Origin of the sequence: Streptomyces sp. NPDC085596 (assembly GCF_044541565.1) — a bacterium.
GTDB lineage: Bacteria > Actinomycetota > Actinomycetes > Streptomycetales > Streptomycetaceae > Streptomyces.
The window spans coordinates 249,712-265,179 of record NZ_JBITTC010000010.1 but is presented as its reverse complement, the minus strand read 5'-3'; the positions used below and the strand labels follow the sequence as shown (position 1 = coordinate 265,179).

Annotated in this window: 12 protein-coding genes; 5 read left to right on the top strand and 7 right to left on the bottom strand. The window is 73.8% G+C overall.

The features are described from left to right. The first annotated feature begins 67 nt into the window (after window positions 1-67). Window positions 68-817, top strand: coding sequence for a hypothetical protein (locus tag ACIGA3_RS26840; protein ID WP_399720455.1), 750 nt, complete (start codon window positions 68-70; stop codon window positions 815-817). 40 nt (window positions 818-857) lie between these two features. Here ACIGA3_RS26840 and ACIGA3_RS26835 read toward each other — a convergent pair whose 3' ends face one another. After that, complete coding sequence (locus ACIGA3_RS26835; protein ID WP_399720452.1) at window positions 858-2,612, bottom strand: DUF6350 family protein; 1,755 nt, start codon at window positions 2,610-2,612, stop codon at window positions 858-860. A 96-nt stretch (window positions 2,613-2,708) separates the two neighbouring features. Between ACIGA3_RS26835 and ACIGA3_RS26830 the strand changes: the two genes are divergently transcribed. Continuing rightward, window positions 2,709-3,602 (top strand): sigma factor-like helix-turn-helix DNA-binding protein, encoded by an 894-nt coding sequence (locus ACIGA3_RS26830; RefSeq protein ID WP_399720449.1) that lies wholly within the window; start codon window positions 2,709-2,711, stop codon window positions 3,600-3,602. A gap of 81 nt (window positions 3,603-3,683) precedes the next feature. On the opposite strand, the gene sucD is transcribed toward ACIGA3_RS26830, so the two are convergent. The 5 genes from sucD to ACIGA3_RS26805 all read right to left on the bottom strand — a co-directional run bounded on the left by sucD (window position 3,684) and on the right by ACIGA3_RS26805 (window position 10,694). Next, complete coding sequence (gene sucD, locus ACIGA3_RS26825) at window positions 3,684-4,568, bottom strand: succinate--CoA ligase subunit alpha (protein WP_399720446.1); 885 nt, start codon at window positions 4,566-4,568, stop codon at window positions 3,684-3,686. A 28-nt stretch (window positions 4,569-4,596) separates the two neighbouring features. Further along, window positions 4,597-5,778: an ADP-forming succinate--CoA ligase subunit beta gene (gene sucC, locus ACIGA3_RS26820; protein WP_399720443.1), complete on the bottom strand. Its 1,182-nt coding sequence runs from the start codon at window positions 5,776-5,778 to the stop codon at window positions 4,597-4,599. A 265-nt stretch (window positions 5,779-6,043) separates the two neighbouring features. Then, window positions 6,044-7,222, bottom strand: coding sequence for a VWA domain-containing protein (locus tag ACIGA3_RS26815; protein ID WP_399720440.1), 1,179 nt, complete (start codon window positions 7,220-7,222; stop codon window positions 6,044-6,046). Further along, complete coding sequence (locus ACIGA3_RS26810) at window positions 7,219-9,606, bottom strand: DUF5682 family protein (RefSeq protein ID WP_399720437.1); 2,388 nt, start codon at window positions 9,604-9,606, stop codon at window positions 7,219-7,221. The genes ACIGA3_RS26815 and ACIGA3_RS26810 overlap by 4 nt, the downstream gene beginning before the upstream one ends. Further along, window positions 9,564-10,694 carry an AAA family ATPase gene (locus ACIGA3_RS26805; RefSeq protein ID WP_399720434.1) on the bottom strand — a complete coding sequence of 377 codons (1,131 nt, stop codon included), beginning with the start codon at window positions 10,692-10,694 and terminating at the stop codon, window positions 9,564-9,566. Before ACIGA3_RS26805 ends, ACIGA3_RS26810 begins: the two co-directional genes overlap by 43 nt. 132 nt (window positions 10,695-10,826) lie before the next feature. Here ACIGA3_RS26805 and ACIGA3_RS26800 point away from each other — a divergent pair, with 132 nt between their 5' ends. Continuing rightward, on the top strand, window positions 10,827-12,182 hold the full coding sequence (locus ACIGA3_RS26800) for an SWIM zinc finger domain-containing protein (RefSeq protein WP_399720431.1): 1,356 nt from the start codon (window positions 10,827-10,829) through the stop codon (window positions 12,180-12,182). Between the two features lie 41 nt (window positions 12,183-12,223). After that, entirely contained in the window at window positions 12,224-13,840 is a 1,617-nt protein-coding gene (locus ACIGA3_RS26795; RefSeq protein WP_399720428.1) for a DUF5691 domain-containing protein, read from the top strand. Between the two features lie 7 nt (window positions 13,841-13,847). Here ACIGA3_RS26795 and ACIGA3_RS26790 read toward each other — a convergent pair whose 3' ends face one another. Continuing rightward, a complete protein-coding gene (locus ACIGA3_RS26790) occupies window positions 13,848-14,267 on the bottom strand; it encodes a cobalamin B12-binding domain-containing protein (protein ID WP_399720425.1) in 420 nt (139 codons plus the stop codon). Between the two features lie 239 nt (window positions 14,268-14,506). Here ACIGA3_RS26790 and ACIGA3_RS26785 point away from each other — a divergent pair, with 239 nt between their 5' ends. After that, window positions 14,507-15,361, top strand: coding sequence for an esterase/lipase family protein (locus tag ACIGA3_RS26785; RefSeq protein WP_399720422.1), 855 nt, complete (start codon window positions 14,507-14,509; stop codon window positions 15,359-15,361). The last annotated feature ends 107 nt before the right edge of the window (window positions 15,362-15,468 follow it).

Below are 15,468 nucleotides of genomic sequence, written 5' to 3'. Positions count from 1 at the left end.
TGCGGCGCGTTCACGGGATGACAGCTCACGTCGGACTTTGAACCACCTAGGGGAAGACGCTCCTTTGATGCCCGATCGCAGCCCGCGACTCCTCACGTTCCCGCCGCTGACCGGCCAGGAGGGCGAGCGTGGCGTTGTCCTGCTGCGGGAGCGGCCGACCTCGCCGCCCCAGGCGCCCTCCGGCGGCCGCGACGACGACCGGGGCGGTGACCAGCAGGACGACAACCCCTACGCGCCCCCGCCCGAGGACCGCCCCGACCAGCCCTGGCGCCCGCGCCACCCCGAGGGCGGCTCCGACGACTCGCGCTGGGGCAGCCAGTGGAGCGACCGCCAGCCCGGCGGCGCCCCCGGCGGCTTCGGCGAGCGCCCCGGCTCCGGCCCCGAGGGCCAGGGCGGCGGCAGCGGCAAGCAGCGCTGGGACCCGACGGACCCGGCCCAGCGCCGTGCGCGGTACGCACTGCTGTCCGGAATGTGGGCCGTCTTCTTCGTCCTCCTCGGCTGGCCCTACGTCTCCCTCCTCCTGGGCGCCCTCGCCCTCTACTGGGGCGGCAGCTCCCTGCGGGCCAAGCCCCGCACGCCCTCCCCCGACGAGCCCGCCGCCCTCCAGAGCGTCCGCCCCCGGACCACGGCGGCAATCGCCGGCATGGTCACCGCCGCCCTCGCCCTCGTCCTGGTCGGCGCGGTCTTCACCGTCCAGCTGGTCTACCGCGACTACTACACGTGCGTGAACGACGCCCTGACCCAGCAGTCGAAACAGTCCTGCGACCAGCTCCTGCCGGAGAACCTGCGGGGAGTGCTGGGGTCGACGAACTCCTGAGGGGCGCTGCGCCCGGCTTCGGCGGGGCGGGCCGGGGGGCTCAGGTGGAGGAGTCCGGCTGAGCCGGGTCCGGGGTGCCCTCGGGGGCTTCCGGGGTTCGGGCCGGGGTTCGGCTCAGGGTCAGGGCCTCGGCGACCTCGGGGGCCTCGGGGTTGTGGGGCGCTGCCGCCGCTTCGGGGGCTTCGGGCTCGTCGGGGCTCTGGTGCGGGAAGGTGCCGGCCGGTTCAGGGGGCCGGGGCGGAGACGGGGCTTTCGGGGCTTCCGGGGGTGTCGGGGCTTCCGGAGCTTTCGGGGCTTCCGGGGGTGTCGGGGTGCGCGGCGCGGTCAGGGCGTCGGTTTCGCGGGGGTCCGACTCCAGGAAGTCGTACAGCTCATCCTTCTCGGGCTCCGGGGTGGGCTCGGCGGGCCTCGGGGTCGTCTCCGCCGCTCGGGACGCTTTCGCTCTGGCCAGCCGGCCGGGCTTCTTCGCGGGGCGGGGTCTGCGCGAAGGCAGCGCGCCGCTGCGGCGGAGGGTGTGCAGGCGCCAGGCTCGTGCCGTCAGGGTTACCGGGGTGCCCAGGAGGACGAGCCAGAGGGCGGCTGCCGGGCCGGTCTGCCAGCCGTAGGGGCCGAAGCGGGAGAGCGCGGAGGCGCCCAGTGGGCCGCCGGACAGTTCGGCGAGCAGGGTGAGGACGACGGCGCAGGCCAGGGCCGCCAGCGCCAGTACGCCCATGCTCCGCCCCGCCGACCAGTGCAGCCACGGCCGGGCCGGGGTCACGGCCGCCGACGCCACGAACCAGCCCGCGGTCACCCCGGCCGCGATCGGCACCAGGGCGACCGCCCAGTTCAGCGGGGTGCCGGGGCCCGCGTCGGGGACGGCCGCGAGCAGGGGGAACGGGGGCAGCAGCGGGGCGGGGTCCGAGGTGAGGGGGTGCACCATGTGCCCGGCGCCGAGCGCGAAGCCGGGGCCGAGGGCATAGGAAGCCGACCACACCGCCGCGTTGGGGATCAGGGTGATGGCGAGCAGCAGCACCGTGAACCGTCCGGTCCAGCCCTCCGTCAGCTGGGTGAAGGCCAGCCGGGCGGTGTCCCCGTGCCAGACCAGGGACGCGCCGAGCAGCAGCGCCCCGCCCCCGGTGAGCACGGACGTGGCCGCTCCGGCCGCGCGGGCCGCCGTACCGAGCGCGTCCGCGCCGGACAGCAGCCCGCGTACCCAGCGAGGCAGCAGCCGGGACGAGAGAGGCGGGTGCGGCCGCCCGCAGCCCGCCCAGACACCGACCCCCGCGGCGCCTCCGACGAGCAGCGGCAGACAGACCGTCACCCAGAGCCACTCGGGCCGGGGTTCACCGCCGGACGCGTACAGCGCGGCCGCGGCGCCCACGCCGAGGTAGCCGAGGACGACCCCCGTCCACGCGGTGCGCGCGGGAACCGGCGGCGGGCCGTCGGGTTCGTCGGACGCGTCCATGGCGTCCCGCGCCGCCCGGTACACCAGCCACACCGGCAGCGCGAGCAGCAGCAGCGGGGTCAGCCCGACCGGCTGGGGCACCCCGGAGAGCGTGTCGGCGCGGACCAGTTCGACCCCGTGGGCCAGCAGCCACAGCGCGGCCGCGACATGCAGCGCGCCGCCGGGCCCGCTGTCCGGGTAGGGCGAACTGACCCACAGCACCATCACCAGCGCCGCGCACGCGCCGAGCCCGAGCCCGGCCGCGAGCGCGCCGCCCGCGAGACCGGCGCCCAGGCCTGGTGAACGATCACGCATCCGGGACCGCAGGGACGACGACATGCGACGGAGTGTCAGCTGCATCACGCCCGCCATGCTCCCAACGACACGCGCTTTACCGGCGTAACAGGCGAACCCCGGAAGTGTCGCCCAATATGTGTTTATGTGCCTTTTCACGCAGAGGGGTGAGCTGTGACGCGGAGCACCACCGCCCGCCGGGACCGCACCACGAACCCGACGGGCACTCAGGAAGCCTCCCTCCGGGGCGGGGCGATCCCGAAGACGCCCTCCTTGACCCCCGATCAGTCGTTCGACGCGCTGTACGCGTTCTGCGCCCCCGCCCTGGTCCGGCAGACCTATCTGCTCACCGGGCGGCGGGAGTTGGCCCGCGAGGCGGTGGAGCGGGCCTTCCAGCTGGCCTGGCAGCGCTGGCCCGAGGTGGCCCGCGACCGGGACCCCGGCGGCTGGGTCCGGGCGACGGCGTACGAGTACGCCCTCTCCCCCTGGCACGGCTTCCGCCCCCGCTACCGCACCCCCGAGCCCCCGCCCGCCGACCCGTCCGCGCGTGCCCTGCTGCACGCGCTGCTCCGGCTCCCGCCCTCCTACCGCCGCACCCTCGTGCTGTACGACGGTGTCGGCCTCGACCTCCCCGAGACGGCGGCCGAGACCGAGGCGAGCACCCCGGCGGCGGCGAGCCGGCTGACCCGCGCCCGCGAGGCCGTCGCCGCACAGGTCCCGGAGCTGGCCGACCCGGACGCCCTGCACCGGCGCCTGACCGAACTCGCCGCCACGGAACGGCTCCGCGCCGACGCCCCGAACTCGGTCCGCACCTGCGGCGAGCGCCGCAACGTCTTCTGGACCCGCGCCGCCATCGCCTTCACCGTCGCCATCATCGGCGCGACCGGCCTCACCCTGAGGACGGCGCCCACGCACTACGAGGCGCCCATCGCCCCCGCCCAGGCCGTGCGTGGCGTACCCCCGGCCCCCGCCCTCGGCCCGCTCTCGCGGACCGAGCTGTCGCTGCGCGCCAAGCTGCGCGCGGAGGCGGAGAACGGCCCGGAACGGCTGGTGCCGTCGCCCGGATGACCCCGCGCGCGGAAAACAGCGGCGGGCCCGCCCCCACGAAGGGGACGGGCCCGCCGGTGTGCTGCCCGAAGGGGCCGAGCGTCAGGCGCTCAGGATCTCCCGCGCCAGCTTGGCCGTCTCGGTCGGCGTCTTGCCGACCTTGACGCCCGCGGCCTCCAGGGCCTCCTTCTTCGCCTGGGCGGTACCGGACGAACCGGAGACGATCGCGCCGGCGTGGCCCATCGTCTTGCCCTCGGGCGCGGTGAAGCCCGCGACGTAGCCGACGACCGGCTTGGTCACGTTGTCCTTGATGAACGCGGCCGCGCGCTCCTCGGCGTCGCCACCGATCTCACCGATCATCACGATCAGGTCGGTGTCGGGGTCGTCCTGGAACGCGGCCAGGGCGTCGATGTGCGTGGTGCCGATGATCGGGTCGCCACCGATGCCGACGGCGGTCGAGAAGCCCAGGTCACGCAGCTCGTACATCATCTGGTACGTCAGCGTGCCGGACTTCGAGACCAGGCCGATGCGGCCCGGCTTGGTGATGTCGCCCGGGATGATGCCGACGTTGGACTGGCCCGGCGTGATGATGCCGGGGCAGTTCGGGCCGATGATCCGGGTCTTGTTGCCCTTCTTGCCGGCGTACGCCCAGAAGGCGGCCGTGTCGTGCACGGCGATGCCCTCGGTGATCACGACGGCCAGCGGGATCTCGGCGTCGATCGCCTCGACGACCGCGTCCTTGGTGAACTTCTCCGGCACGAAGATGACGGAGACGTTCGCGCCGGTCTTCTCGACGGCCTCCTTGACGGTCCCGAAGACGGGTACCTCGGTGCCTTCGAAGTCCACGGTCTGACCCGCCTTGCGCGGGTTGACGCCGCCCACGACCTCGGTGCCGTCACCCAGCATGAGCTTGGTGTGCTTCATGCCAGTGGCGCCGGTCATGCCCTGGACGATGACCTTGCTGTCCTTGTTGAGCCAGATAGCCATGGTGTGTTGGTGTCCTCGTCCTGAGTGCTTACTTTGCGGCGTGGGCCAGCTCGGCGGCCTTCGCGGCCGCGCCGTCCATGGTGTCGACGCGCTGGACCAGCGGGTGGTCGGCGTCGGTGAGGATCTTGCGGCCCAACTCGGCGTTGTTGCCGTCGAGGCGGACGACGAGCGGCTTCTCGACCTTCTCGCCGCGCTCCTCCAGGAGCTGCAGCGCCTGGACGATGCCGTTGGCGACCTCGTCGCAGGCGGTGATGCCGCCGAAGACGTTGACGAACACGGACTTGACGTCCGGGTCGCCCAGGATGATCTCCAGGCCGTTCGCCATGACCTGGGCGGAGGCACCGCCACCGATGTCCAGGAAGTTGGCGGGCTTCACGTTGCCGTGGTTCTCACCGGCGTACGCGACGACGTCCAGGGTGCTCATGACGAGACCCGCGCCGTTGCCGATGATGCCGACCTCGCCGTCGAGCTTGACGTAGTTGAGGCCCTTCGCCTTGGCGGCGGCCTCGAGCGGGTTGGCCGCTTCCTTGTCGTGCAGCTCTTCGTACTCGGGGTGACGGAACTCGGCGTTCTCGTCGAGCGACACCTTGCCGTCGAGCGCGAGGACCTCACCGGAGGCGACCTTCGCCAGCGGGTTGACCTCGACGAGGAGGGCGTCCGACTTGATGAAGGTGTCCCACAGCTTGATCAGGACGTTGACGACCTTGTCCCCGACCTCGGCCGGGAACTTGGCGGCCTCGACGATCTCGCGGGCCTTGGCCTCGTCCACGCCGTCGATGGCGTCGATCGCGATCTTCGCGACGGCCTCCGGGCGGGTGGCCGCCACCTCCTCGATGTCCATGCCGCCCTCGACGGAGGCGATGGCGAGGAACGTGCGGTTCGCACGGTCGAGGAGGAAGGAGACGTAGTACTCCTCGACGATCTCCGGAGCGGTCTCGGCGATCATCACCTTGTGGACCGTGTGGCCCTTGATGTCCATGCCGAGGATATCCGTCGCGCGGGCGACGGCCTCGTCCGGGGTGGCGGCGAGCTTGACGCCGCCGGCCTTGCCACGACCACCGACCTTCACCTGCGCCTTGACGACGGACTTGCCGCCCAGACGCTCGGTGATCTCGCGCGCCGCCTCAGGCGTGTCGATGACTTCACCGGCCAGCACCGGTACATCGTGCTTGGCGAAGAGGTCCCTCGCCTGGTACTCGAACAGGTCCACGCGCTTCCGTCCCTATCAGTGATCTCGCGGTCGTTGGATGCGTGGGCGTGCCGCGAAGGGCAACGTGACGTCCGCTTGTCACAAGGGGTGCGCACACGGTGTCCGAGCGCGCGGCATGTCCGTCTCGCAGGTTATCCCTGGTTGCCGGGGGCCTCTAAATCGCGGGTCACACCCAGGCGGTGATACCTGTCACATGATGCCGTTTTCCCTGACACGCCGTGCCTTGTGGGGTGCATTTGTTCGACCGGAGCACGCATCCGCCTTGTCACGCGGTGTCCGGTATGGGCAGCGGCCGCTTCTCGATGGCGGCGGCCATCACCTCCGGGAACAGGTCCGGGGTGCACGCGAACGCCGGTGCCCCGAGAGCGGCCAGCGCGGCCGCGTGCTCCCGGTCGTAGGCGGGCGCCCCCTCGTCGGAGAGCGCGAGCAGGGTCACGAACTGCACGCCGGACGCCTTCATCGCCGCGACCCGCTTGAGCATCTCGTCGCGGATGCCGCCCTCGTACAGATCGCTGATCAGCACGACCACCGTCTCGGCGGGCCGGGTGATCTTCGACTGGCAGTAGGCGAGCGCCCGGTTGATGTCGGTGCCGCCGCCGAGCTGGGTGCCGAAGAGGACGTCCACCGGGTCGTCCAGCTGGTCGGTGAGGTCGACGACGGAGGTGTCGAAGACGACCATGCGCGTACTGATCGACCGCATCGAGGCGAGCACCGCACCGAACACCGACGCGTAGACCACGGACGCGGCCATCGAGCCGGACTGGTCGATGCAGAGGACGACCTCCTTCTTCACCGACTGCGCGGCCCGCCCGTACCCGATGAGCCGCTCCGGCACGATCGTCCGGTACTCCGGCAGGTAGTGCTTGAGGTTGGCCGCGATGGTGCGGTTCCAGTCGATGTCGTGGTGGCGCGGCCGGCTGACGCGGGCGCTGCGGTCGAGGGCGCCGGTGAGGGTGGCCCGGGTGCGGGTCGCCAGCCGCTTCTCCAGATCCTCGACCACCTTGCGCACGACCGCCCGCGCGGTCTCCTTGGTGGTCTCCGGCATCGCCTTGTTGAGCGAGAGCAGGGTGCCGACCAGGTGCACGTCGGCCTCCACCGCCTCCAGCATCTCCGGCTCCAGCAGCAGCGCGGCCAGCCCGAGCCGGTCGATGGCGTCGCGCTGCATGACCTGCACGACGGAGGAGGGGAAGTAGGTGCGGATGTCCCCGAGCCAGCGCGCCACGGAGGGCGCCGAACCGCCGAGCCCTGCCGAACGCTCCCGTCCCGCCGGGCTCTTGCCCGCCTTGTCGCCCCTGCCGTACAGCGCGGTCAGGGTGCCGTCCATCGCCGCGTCCCGGCCGGACAGCGCGACGCCGGTGCCGTCCGCCTGGTCCCCGCCGAGCACCAGCCGCCACCGGCGCAGCCGCTCGGCGTCGCTGTCGTGCAGTGCCGTCCCGGTCGTCATGTACCCACCCCCGCGTAGCTGTTGTCGTCCATCGGTTCCGGCTGCGCGGGCGTCAGGCCGAGCAGCAGGCGCAGCACCGGCAGCACGGCGTCCGCGCGCCCGGTGTCGGGTTCCGGCGCGAAGCCGGGCGAGGTCGCCGGGTGGGCCGTGGCCCCGGTGCCGCTGCCCGGACCGCGCCGGACCAGCTCGCCGAGGGTCCTGCGCACACCGGGCTCGTACGCCGAGAAGGTGCGGCGCAGCAGCGGCAGCACGTCGGTGAACGCGTCGGCGGGTACGGAGGTCAGCCAGGCGTCGACCAGCCCGAGCAGCCGCTCGTCGTGCACCAGCAGCAGCCCTCCCCCGCCGCCCCCGACGAACCCCTCGACCCACGCGGCCGCGTCACCGGGCAAAGTCCCCGGCGACAGCGCCAGCCCCATGAGCCGGGCCACGTCCTCGGCCTCCAGCACCCCGTCGTCCAGCAGCAGCCGCACCGCCCGGCCCCGGATGAGACCGGGCACGGTGTCCCGCCGGGAGAGGGTGCGCAGCACGGCCCGCCAGCGCGGCCGGAGTTCGTCATGCCCGGTGAGCGTCTCGGCCAGCAGCCCGACCGCGCCGTGCACGGCGTCCACATGGCCCCGCATCTCCTGGGCGGCGACGGTGTCCAGGGTGGTGCAGGCGGGCGGGAGGCCGATGAAGACGCGTTCCGCGAGGGCGGCCGCGACGTCGGCGAGGGCGCCGGTGTCGGTGCCGCGTACGTCGCCGTAGCGCAGCGAGCGGACCAGGGCGGGGAGCGCCTGGGCGAGGTGGCCCACGTCGGCGTCGAGGGCCGCGCGGTCGGCGAGCACCCGCATCACCACGGGCAGCGCGTCCGGCAGCCCGGCGAGCAGGCACTGCTCAGCCAGCGCGGTCACCTCGGCGAGGGCCCGCGCGCCGATCGCGTCCGCCTCGGCCTTGGCCGTGGCCGCGCCCAGCACCGTGGTGCCCCACACCCCGGCCTCGGCGATCCGTACCGACAGCTCAGGCTCCCAGCGCAGCCGCCAGGTCTCCCGGAAGGTGCCCGTGCTCCCGCGCGAGCGGGCCGGTTCGCCCCAGCCGACGCCGAGCAGCCGCAGCCGGTGCAGCAGCCGGGCGCGCGCGGCGTCGGTGTCCTTGCGGAGGTCCAGCTCCAGCTCGCGCTCCAGCGCCTCCGGCTTGAGCCGCAGCCGGCGCTGCTCACGGGCCAGGTCACGCTGCAACGGCACGGCGGGCGCGGACTCGGGGACCTCGCCGAGCACGTCCCCGACCACCAGCCGGTCGTACACCAGGGACAGCGGCACGTCCGAGCCCTCGCAGAGCACCGCGCGCACGGCGTCCGTGGTCTCGGTGAGGCCCGGCAGGGGGCGGCCGCGCATCACCGCGAGGGTGTCGGCCAGCCGGACCGCCTCGATGACATGGGCGGAGGACACGATCCGGTCCTCCTCGCGCAGCAGCCCGGCGACCTTGGTGAGCCACCGCTCCACGGGCCGGTCCGGCGCACCGAACAGGTGCGCGTACCAGCCCGGCGAGTCGATCCCGGCGCCGTATCCGCTGGAGCGGGCCAGCCTGCGGTGGGTCCAGGGCACCCAGGTGAGGTCGGTCCTGAGCTTGGGCAGGCCCTTGAGGAGCGCCCGGTCGGCGGTGACGGTGGCCTTCGCGCGGAGGGCGGGCACGTGCCAGGCGCCGCAGACCACGGCCACCTCGTCCCCGGACTCCTTGCGGGCGGCGCGGATCTGGAGCCGCATGTACGCCTCGCGCGCGAGGTCGCGCGGGCGGCCTCCGTCGCCGTACCGCTCCCGCAGGGCGCCCATGGCGTCCTCCAGCGCGGCGAACGGCGCGAACGGCTCGTCCCGGCCCGGACCCCGGTGCTCGACGGCGTCCTCCCACCAGCGCTCGGGGTCGTCGTACCCGGCGGCCTCGGCCAGGGCGGCGAGCGGGTCCACGCGCGCATGCTCGGCCGCCCCCTCCTCGGCACCGGCCGGTTCGGTGTCCTCCTCCCAGGCCAGGCTGTGGGTCGCGGGCAGGTCGATGAAGCGGGCCGGGACCCCCCGCTCGACGGCCCACCGGATCGCCACCCACTCGGGGCTGAACTCGGCCAGCGGCCAGAACGCCGAGCGGCCGGGCTCGTCCACAGCGTGGGCGAGCAGGGCGACCGGCGGACGCAGGCCGGGGTCGGCGGCCAGCGGGATCAGCGGGTCGGCCTCGGGCGGGCCCTCGATGAGGACGACGGCGGGCGAGGCGGCGTCCAGCGCGGCCCGCACCGCCCGCGCGGAGCCCGGCCCGTGGTGCCGGACGCCCAGCAGCAGCGGGCCGGCGTCGAACGCCCCGGCCGGGGGCGGGGCGTCGCTCACGCGCTCACCTCCCGGCAGGCCCGGTAGAAGTCCGTCCATCCGTCGCGCTCGCGTACGACCGTCTCCAGGTACTCCTGCCAGACGACCCGGTCGGCGGCCGGGTCGCGGACCACGGCACCGAGGATGCCCGCGGCGACGTCCCCGGCGCGCAGCACGCCGTCGCCGAAGTGGGCCGCCAGGGCGAGGCCGTTGGTGACGACGGAGATGGCCTCCGCCGTGGACAGGGTGCCGCTCGGCGACTTCAGCTTCGTCCGGCCGTCGGCGGTCACCCCGTCGCGCAGCTCGCGGAAGACGGTGACGACGCGGCGGATCTCGTCCAGGCCCTCGGGCGCCTCGGGCAGGTCGAGCGAGCGGCCCAGCTGGTCGACGCGGCGGCTGACGATGTCGACCTCGGCGTCGGCACTCTCCGGCAGCGGCAGCACCACCGTGTTGAAGCGGCGGCGCAGCGCGCTGGAGAGGTCGTTGACGCCCCGGTCGCGGTCGTTGGCGGTGGCGATGAGGTTGAAGCCGCGCACGGCCTGCACCTCCTCGCCCAGCTCCGGGATCGGCAGGGTCTTCTCGGACAGGATGGTGATCAGGGTGTCCTGCACATCGGCCGGTATCCGGGTCAGCTCCTCGACCCGCGCCGTCATGCCCTCGGCCATGGCGCGCATGACGGGGCTCGGCACGAGGGCGTCACGGCTGGGGCCGTGGGCCAGGAGACGGGCGTAGTTCCAGCCGTAGCGGATGGCCTCCTCCGGGGTGCCGGCGGTGCCCTGCACGAGAAGGGTGGAGTCGCCGCTGACGGCGGCCGCCAGATGCTCCGACACCCAGGTCTTGGCGGTGCCGGGCACGCCGAGCAGGAGCAGGGCGCGGTCGGTGGCCAGCGTGGTGACGGCGACCTCGACGATGCGGCGCGGGCCCACGTACTTGGGTGTGATCACGGTGCCGTCCGGCAGGGTGCCGCCGAGGAGATACGTGGCGACCGCCCACGGCGACAGCTTCCAGCGGGCCGGGCGCGGCCGGTCGTCCTGCGCGGCGAGCGCGGTGAGTTCGGCCGCGAAGGCGTCTTCGGCATGCGGTCGCAACTCCTGCGGCGCCTGGCTCGGGATCGGTTCGACGTTCGTGGGTTCCATGGACACAGTCATGGCTGAGGCCCCCTCCAGCTCGGCCGCGGGTCATCTGGCATCCACCATGCAGCACCCCACTGACAATCACCCTGACCTGCTCAAACGTGCTCGCATGACCGATTGTCAGTGGGGGGTTCTAACGTCGTTGGCATGACTCAGCAGGGGGTGCGCCGGACTGCGGAACAGGTGCTGGCTCTGGCGCCTGACGCGTCGTCGCGCAAAGCGGGAAGCAAACTGGGTGTGGCGGGGCCGTGGTCCGGTGCGGGCAGCGGCCGGGAGGGGGCGGTGTGGGGGCTGTGCAAGGGCAGCGGCAGCAAGCCGTACCAGACGGTGGTGGACCTGTCGGACCCGGCCGGGCCCGCGTACAAGTGCAGTTGCCCGAGCCGGAAGTTCCCGTGCAAGCACGCGCTGGGACTGCTGCTGCTCTGGGCGGGGGACGAGGGCGCGGTGCCCGCCTCGGACGCGGCGCCGGACTGGGCCGAGCAGTGGCTCGCGGGCAGACGCGGGCGGGCGGAGGTCAAGAAGGCGCAGGACAAGGCTGGTTCGGCGGCCGCTCCCGAGGCCGCGCGTCGGCGTGCGGAGCGGCGGGACCAACGGGTCACCGCGGGCGCCACCGAGCTGGAGCGCCGCCTCGCCGACCTGCTCCGCGACGGCCTGGCCTCGGCCGAGCGCGCGGGGTACGGGCTGTGGGAGGAGACGGCGGCCCGCATGGTCGACGCCCAGGCACCCGGACTCGCCTCGCGCGTAAGGGAGCTGGGGGCCATACCGGCGTCCGGTACGGGCTGGCCGGCCCGGCTGCTGGAGGAGTGCGCGCTGCTCCACCTCCTCGACCAGGGCTGGCTGCACCGTGACCGGCTCCCGGACGCCCTCGCGGCCACGGTCCGCACCCGACTCGGCCTGCCCACCTCGGCGGACGGGTCACCGGTGCGCGACCACTGGCAGGTGCTCGCGCAGTACGACACGGCCGACGCCAAGCTGACCACCCGCCGCATCTGGCTGCACGGCGCGGCCTCGGGCCACACCCGCCTGCTCCTCTCCTTCGGAGCGGCGGGCCGTGCCCCCGAACTCTCCCTCCCGGTCGGCCTGTCCCTGGACGCGGACCTGTCCGACTACCCCGGCGCGGGCCGGCTCCGGGCCGCCCTCGGCGAGCGGCACGCCCCGGCGGCCCCCGCCGTTTCCCGCCCACCCGGCATCACCACCACCCAGGCGCTGACGTCCTACGGCGAAGCGCTCCGCGAAGACCCCTGGCTGGAGTCCGTACCGGTCACCCTGGACGCGGTCGTACCCGTCCCGGACGACGCCTCCGGCTCCTGGCACCTGACCGACGCCGGCTCGGACACGGCGCTGCCGCTGGCCTCGGCGTTCCTGTCCCGTCCGGGCCTGTGGCGCCTGGTCGCCCTGGCCGGAGGGACTCCGCTCAAGGTCTTCGGCGAGTGCGGCCACCGAGGCTTCACGCCCCTGACGGCGTGGCCGGAAGGGGCGGCGGAGCCGGTGACCCTGTGCTGAAAACCCCGCCCGCACCGAAGACCTGCCCGGAAGGGAACCCCATGACCCCGGCGCCCACCTGGGACGACCTCCTCACCACCGCCCTCCTCGGCACCGACCGCCGCCCCCTCCCCGTCGGCCCCGTCGCCCCCGCCGGACGCGAGGCCCCGGCCGCCCTGCTGGACGCCGCCGCAGTGGCAGCCGTACAGCGGCGGGCCGGGCTGCGCCCCGGACGGGTAAGCACCCGACCGGACCCAGCGCCCGAAGACACCCGGCCCGCACTCCCGCCCGCCGCGGCCCACCGGCTCACGCTGCTCCTGGCCGACCGCCCCGGCGGAGGCGGCGGCCGCCGTGGCAGCACCCCCGACCTGACCGAGCTCCTCCCCCAGTGGCTGGCGGCGGCCAACGCACAGGGTTACGCGGCACCCCCGCAGACGGTGCCGGCCCTGCTGGACGCGGCCCGCGCCCGTACCGATCTCCGCCCGGCCGCGCTGGAGTTCGCGGGCGCGCGGGCCCTGTGGCTGGCCCGGCTGAACCCGGACTGGCGGTTCGCCCAGCGCTCGGCGTCCGGGGGCACCTCGGCCCTGCCCGGCGCCGAGGACGGGGAGGCGGTGCGACGGCTGTGGCAGGAGGGGCTGTTCGCGGAGCGGGTGGCCCTGCTGACCAGGCTGCGCGCCCGTACGCCCGCCTTCGCGCGGGAGTTGCTCGCGGAGACCTGGGCGCAGGAACGGGCCGAGGACCGGCTGATGTTCCTGGACTCGCTGCGCGCGGGCCTGTCGGCCGACGACGAGCCCTTCCTCGAGCAGGCGCTCGGCGACCGCAGCCGCAATGTCCGGGCCACGGCGGCCGAGCTGCTGTCCACCCTGCCCGGATCGGCGCTCGCCGCACGGATGGCGAAGCGGGCCGCGACCTGCGTGGCCCTGGACCACACCGGCAGCGCGGCCGCGATAGTCGTGGAGGCGCCGGCCGCCTGCGACCCGGACATGGAGCGCGACGGCGTGACCGCCAGACCTCCGGCGGGCCGGGGTGAACGGTCCTGGTGGCTGGGCCAGTTGGTGGAAGCGGCGCCGCTCGGCACCTGGCCGGACCGGCTCGGCGGGCGTACGCCGGAACAGATCGTGGCGCTGCCCGTGACGGACGGCTGGCAGGCCGAGCTGCACGCCGCCTGGTGCCGTGCGGCCGTACGACAGCGGGACGCGCGGTGGGCGCGGGCGCTGCTGGGGTCGCCGTCGGCGCCGGAGGCGGGCGGCCCTGGCGCGGTGTCCCTGGCGGACCGGGCCAAGCTGCTGGCGGCGCTGGAGGCGGACGAACGGGCCGCGTGGGTGGCCGGGTTCATATCCGGGCACGGCCTCTCGGAGGCGTTCCAGCTGCTCGGGGTGTGCGCGCTGCCCTGGACGGCACCGCTGGGCCGCGCGGTCGTGGACGCCCTCGACATCGCGCGGGACGCGGGCAGTTACCCGTGGAGCTTCAGCGGGGTGATGGGCCTGGCCGAGCGCTGTCTCGACCCGGCGGAGACGGCCCGGCTGGACAGTCTGCTGGCCGTACCCGACGAGCGGGAGGACGCCTCCCCCGGCGCCGGGGGCTACTGGGCGGAGGCGTTCCAACGGCTGGCGACCACCCTGCGGCTGCGCGCGGCGATGGCGGGCGAGCTGGCCCCGGACGACCGGGCCGGCCCGTGAGGAGGGCTCAGCCGGAGGCGGCCGGCTGACGCGCGTTCTTCCGCACCCACTCCACGATGGACGTGGTGGTCGCACCGGGCGTGAAGATCTCGGCGACACCCTTCTGCCGCAGCGGCGGGATGTCCTCCTCCGGGATGATGCCGCCGCCGAAGACCAGGATGTCGGCGGCGTCGCGCTCCTTGAGGAGGTCGATGACCGCGGCGAAGAGCGTGTTGTGGGCGCCCGAGAGGATGGACAGGCCGATCGCGTCGGCGTCCTCCTGGATCGCCGTGGCGACGATCTGCTCCGGCGTCTGGTGAAGGCCGGTGTAGATGACCTCCATGCCCGCGTCGCGCAGCGCGCGGGCGATGACCTTGGCCCCGCGATCGTGGCCGTCGAGCCCCGGCTTGGCCACCACCACACGGATCGGACCGGCTGCCACACCCATCACTGCCTCCATCAAGCGACCACCGTCAAGGGACCGCGGAAGCGGCCGCTTCCGTCCCGTACCGACAAGTACCGCACACCTGGCACGTTCCGCCACCTGTCGAGAAGTGAACGAACGTTATCTCCAGCATCCCCCAGCCGACTGTTTTACGGCACGCGGCGAGGGGGAAATCACATGGTGGGACATGAGGGCACGCGGGGGACAGAGCCGCCCCCCTCGTGCCGACAGGAGGTCGGCCAATGAAGGTCACCGGGGTATTGCCACTCTTCCTCCCGATCTGCCGGCGTCTGTGGCCCGGCAGACTGGCCTCCGAGTCCGTCACGCTGGTGAAGGCCACCGCGCTCGAGGCCGCGATCCTGGCCGGTCACATGCTGCTGTACCCGACCGGCCTCACCCAGGAGCGCCGCCAGGCCGCCCTTCCCTCGCCGGCGGGCACGGCGAGGCTCCCTGTCCCGACCGGGCCGCCGGTCGTGCTGCTGCACGGCTTCATCGACAACCGCTCGGTGTTCGTCCTGCTGCGCCGCAGCCTCGCCCAGCACGGCAGGCAGCGCGTGGAATCGCTGAACTACTCCCCGCTGACCTGCGACATCCGCACGGCGGCCGAGCTGCTGGGCAGGCATGTGGAGGAGATCTGCGAGCGCACCGGCAGCGCCCAGGTGGACATCGTGGGTCACAGCCTGGGCGGCTTGATCGCCCGGTACTACGCGCAGTGCCTGGGCGGTGACGTCCGGGTGCGCACCGTGGTCACCCTGGGCACCCCGCACTCCGGGACACGCGCGGTTCCGCTGGCCAACGCGCACCCGATCGTGCGGCAGATGCGCCCCGACTCGCCGGTGATCGAGGAGCTGGCCCGTCCGGCGCCGGGCTGCCGTACGCGGTTCGTGAGCTTCTGGAGCGACCTGGACTCCGTGATGGCCCCGCTGGAGGCGGCCTGCGTCGACCACCCCGACCTGGAGGCGCACAACATCCGGGTGAGCGGCATCGGCCACCTCGCCCTGCCGGTCCACCCCACCGTGGCGGCGGGGATACGGGAGGCACTCGACTCCGAGTCCGCCATGAGGCGACAGGAGGGCGGCGGCCTCACCGTCGCCTGAGCAGACGCCGAGGAGCCTTTCGAGGGAGCGTTTCGGGGCGGATACACACCGTTACGAACTGTGGGCCCGCTGCCCGCTCCCCTCGCATCGCGACTTCCACACTTGGC

Excerpts from the sequence above, each read along its gene's own strand:
- sucD (WP_399720446.1), bottom strand. The coding sequence starts at position 4,568 with ATGGCTATCTGGCTCAACAAGGACAGCAAGGTCATCGTCCAGGGCATG.
- ACIGA3_RS26800 (WP_399720431.1), top strand. The coding sequence starts at position 10,827 with ATGACTCAGCAGGGGGTGCGCCGGACTGCGGAACAGGTGCTGGCTCTG.
- ACIGA3_RS26815 (WP_399720440.1), bottom strand. The coding sequence starts at position 7,222 with ATGACGACCGGGACGGCACTGCACGACAGCGACGCCGAGCGGCTGCGC.
- ACIGA3_RS26790 (WP_399720425.1), bottom strand. The coding sequence starts at position 14,267 with ATGGGTGTGGCAGCCGGTCCGATCCGTGTGGTGGTGGCCAAGCCGGGG.
- ACIGA3_RS26835 (WP_399720452.1), bottom strand. The coding sequence starts at position 2,612 with ATGGCGGGCGTGATGCAGCTGACACTCCGTCGCATGTCGTCGTCCCTG.
- ACIGA3_RS26810 (WP_399720437.1), bottom strand. The coding sequence starts at position 9,606 with ATGGACGGACTTCTACCGGGCCTGCCGGGAGGTGAGCGCGTGAGCGAC.
- ACIGA3_RS26795 (WP_399720428.1), top strand. The coding sequence starts at position 12,224 with ATGACCCCGGCGCCCACCTGGGACGACCTCCTCACCACCGCCCTCCTC.
- ACIGA3_RS26840 (WP_399720455.1), top strand. The coding sequence starts at position 68 with ATGCCCGATCGCAGCCCGCGACTCCTCACGTTCCCGCCGCTGACCGGC.
- ACIGA3_RS26805 (WP_399720434.1), bottom strand. The coding sequence starts at position 10,694 with ATGACTGTGTCCATGGAACCCACGAACGTCGAACCGATCCCGAGCCAG.
- ACIGA3_RS26785 (WP_399720422.1), top strand. The coding sequence starts at position 14,507 with ATGAAGGTCACCGGGGTATTGCCACTCTTCCTCCCGATCTGCCGGCGT.